The organism is Streptomyces sp. CO7, from assembly GCF_053474865.1.
The window spans coordinates 228031-230240 of the sequence record NZ_JBRIOU010000006.1; the positions used below are offsets into that span (position 1 = coordinate 228031).

3 protein-coding genes are annotated in these 2210 nt (G+C 75.9%); 2 read left to right on the top strand and 1 reads right to left on the bottom strand.

Annotated elements, in window-relative coordinates; translation table 11 throughout:
- On the bottom strand, positions 1-568 hold a 568-nt coding region (locus ACOV8S_RS22460; RefSeq protein ID WP_448319765.1), incomplete at its 3' end, for a M20/M25/M40 family metallo-hydrolase.
- A 94-nt stretch (positions 569-662) separates the two neighbouring features.
- On the opposite strand from ACOV8S_RS22460, the gene ACOV8S_RS22465 reads away from it, so the two are divergent.
- The gene (locus ACOV8S_RS22465; protein ID WP_448319767.1) at positions 663-1181 is read left to right on the top strand and encodes a GNAT family N-acetyltransferase; all 519 of its coding nucleotides are present in this window, start codon (positions 663-665) and stop codon (positions 1179-1181) included.
- Positions 1182-1240: 59 nt separating this feature from the next.
- Positions 1241-2200 carry a TauD/TfdA dioxygenase family protein gene (locus ACOV8S_RS22470; RefSeq protein WP_448319768.1) on the top strand — a complete coding sequence of 320 codons (960 nt, stop codon included), beginning with the start codon at positions 1241-1243 and terminating at the stop codon, positions 2198-2200.
- Positions 2201-2210 lie beyond the last annotated feature (10 nt).

The following is a 2210-nucleotide window of genomic DNA, read 5'->3' on the forward strand; positions in this document are numbered from 1 at the left end:
CGGTGAGCACGCACCGCCACAGCCCCCGCCCGCCGACGACCACCTCGTCGAGCCCCGGGTAGCCGATCATCACGCCCGCCGGACGGACGGCGTCGGGGTCCGCGAGGTAGGCGCGGGCGCCGCCGAAGCGGCCGGTGTGCTCGTCCACGTCGAGCAGCACGGCGAGGCCGCCGTGGACCTCCCGCGCCCGCGGGGCGATCTCGGCGGCCAGGTGGCAGAACAGCGCCGCGGCCGTCTTGGAGTCGGCCGCTCCGCGTCCCCGCAGCATGCCGTCCGCCACGTCCCCGACGGCCGGCGGGAACGACCAGGCGCTCTCGTCGCCGAAGGGCGCGGTGTCCACGCAGGCGTCCAGCGTCCACCACTCCCCCGGCCGGCCGCCGGCGATCTCCACCAACAGGCCCGCCGTGTTCCCGTCCGGGTCCCGCAGCCGGCGGTGGGGCAGCCCGCGCCGGGCCAGCCACCGCTCCAGCACCGACAGCACCGGACCGTAGTCGTCGATCCCGCCCCTGCTCGGCGTGCGGACCAACTCGCCTGCCAGGGCCACGACGGAACCGGAGACGTCCTCCACGCCCTTCCCCCTTCCGATTACCCTTCACCGGACGGCCGGACAGCACCGTACGCTGCCGGTCGACACCGGACAGCACGACGGAAGGCCGGACCACATGACACATCCCTGGCGGGTACGCCCGGAGGCGGACACGGGAGCGGACGCCGCGGCGGTCCGCGCCGTCGACCTGGCGGCGTTCCCCACCGCCGAGGAGGCGGACCTGGTGGAGGCGCTGCGCGCCGACGCCGAGGCGTGGTTCGGGGACCTGGCGCTGGTGGCCGAGGACGAGCGGGGCGCGGTCGTCGGCCACACGGTGCTGACCCGCTGCCACGTCGGCGCGTCCCCGGCGCTGGCACTGGCGCCGGTCGCGGTACTGCCCGACCACCAGGGGCAGGGGGTGGGCGCGGCCCTGGTCCGGGCGGCGCTGGAGGCGGCCCGGAAGCGTGGCGAGCACCATGTGGTCGTGCTGGGGCACCCGTCGTACTACCCGCGCTTCGGTTTCTCGCGGGCCTCCGTCCACGGCATCCGGGTGGGTTTCGACGTGCCCGACGAGGCGCTGATGGCCCTCACCCTGGACCGGTCGGTGCCGCTGCCCGCCGGGACGGTCCGCTACGCCGCGCCGTTCGGCGTCTGACCCGGCGCGCCGGGGAGGCCCTCTTGCGTCGGCTTTCCCGCAGCGCCGAGGCTGAGGGCATGGTGACGACACGCACGGCCACGGACCGACCGGTGGGGATCGCCCCGGTCGCCGGTCACATCGGCGCGGAGGTCCACGGGGTCGACCTGGCGGAGGCACTGCCCCCGTCCACGGTCGCCGAGCTCCGCGCGGCGCTGCTGCGGCACAAGGTGCTGTTCTTCCGCGGGCAGCGCCTGGACCACGCCGCCCATGTGGCGCTGGCGCGGCGCTTCGGCGAGCCGGTGGTGCTGCCGCGCCGCGGGAGCGCCTCGCCGCCGGGGTTCCCCGAGGTGGAGACCACCGCGGACCGGCTGGAGCTGGGCGGCCGGTTCGGCATGGAGCACGAGGAGTGGCTGGACCGCCGCCGTCACAGCCTGCTGCGGGGCTGGCACTGCGACCACGGGGCCCGGGTCGACCCGCCGGCGGCGACGATCCTGCGCGCCGAGGAGGTGCCCCCTTACGGCGGCGACACCACCTGGTCGAACCTCGCCGCCGCCTACGCCGGTCTGTCCGCGCCGGTGCGGGCGTTCGCCGACGGGCTGCGCGCCGAGCACCGGCTGGGCGTGGGATACCAGCCGCGTCCCGGCGAGGACGCGTACGTCCGGCATCTGCTCGACCGTCAGGTGGCCTCCGTGCACCCGCTGGTCCGGGTGCACCCGGAGTCCGGGGAGCGGTCGCTGTTCGTCAACGGCTACTACCTGGAGCGGATCCAGGAGCTGTCGCGCGCGGAGAGCGCCCGGGTCCTGGAGATGCTGCTGGAGCAGGCGGTGCGCCCCGAGTACACGGTGCGGTTCCGCTGGGAGCCGGGCAGCGTGGCGTTCTGGGACAACCGCTCGACGATCCATCTGGCGCCGAGCGACCACACCGCGGTGGGCGCCCCGCGGATCATGCACCGGGTGATGCTGGCCGGGGACGTCCCGGTGGGCGTCGACGGCCGCGCCTCCGAGGCCCTGACGGGCAGCGAACCCGGGGTGTGGTGAGCGGGGCGGG

Bases quoted from the DNA above. Each gene is read 5' to 3' on its own strand.
- ACOV8S_RS22465 (WP_448319767.1), top strand. From the start codon at position 663: ATGACACATCCCTGGCGGGTACGCCCGGAGGCGGACACGGGAGCGGAC.
- ACOV8S_RS22470 (WP_448319768.1), top strand. From the start codon at position 1,241: ATGGTGACGACACGCACGGCCACGGACCGACCGGTGGGGATCGCCCCG.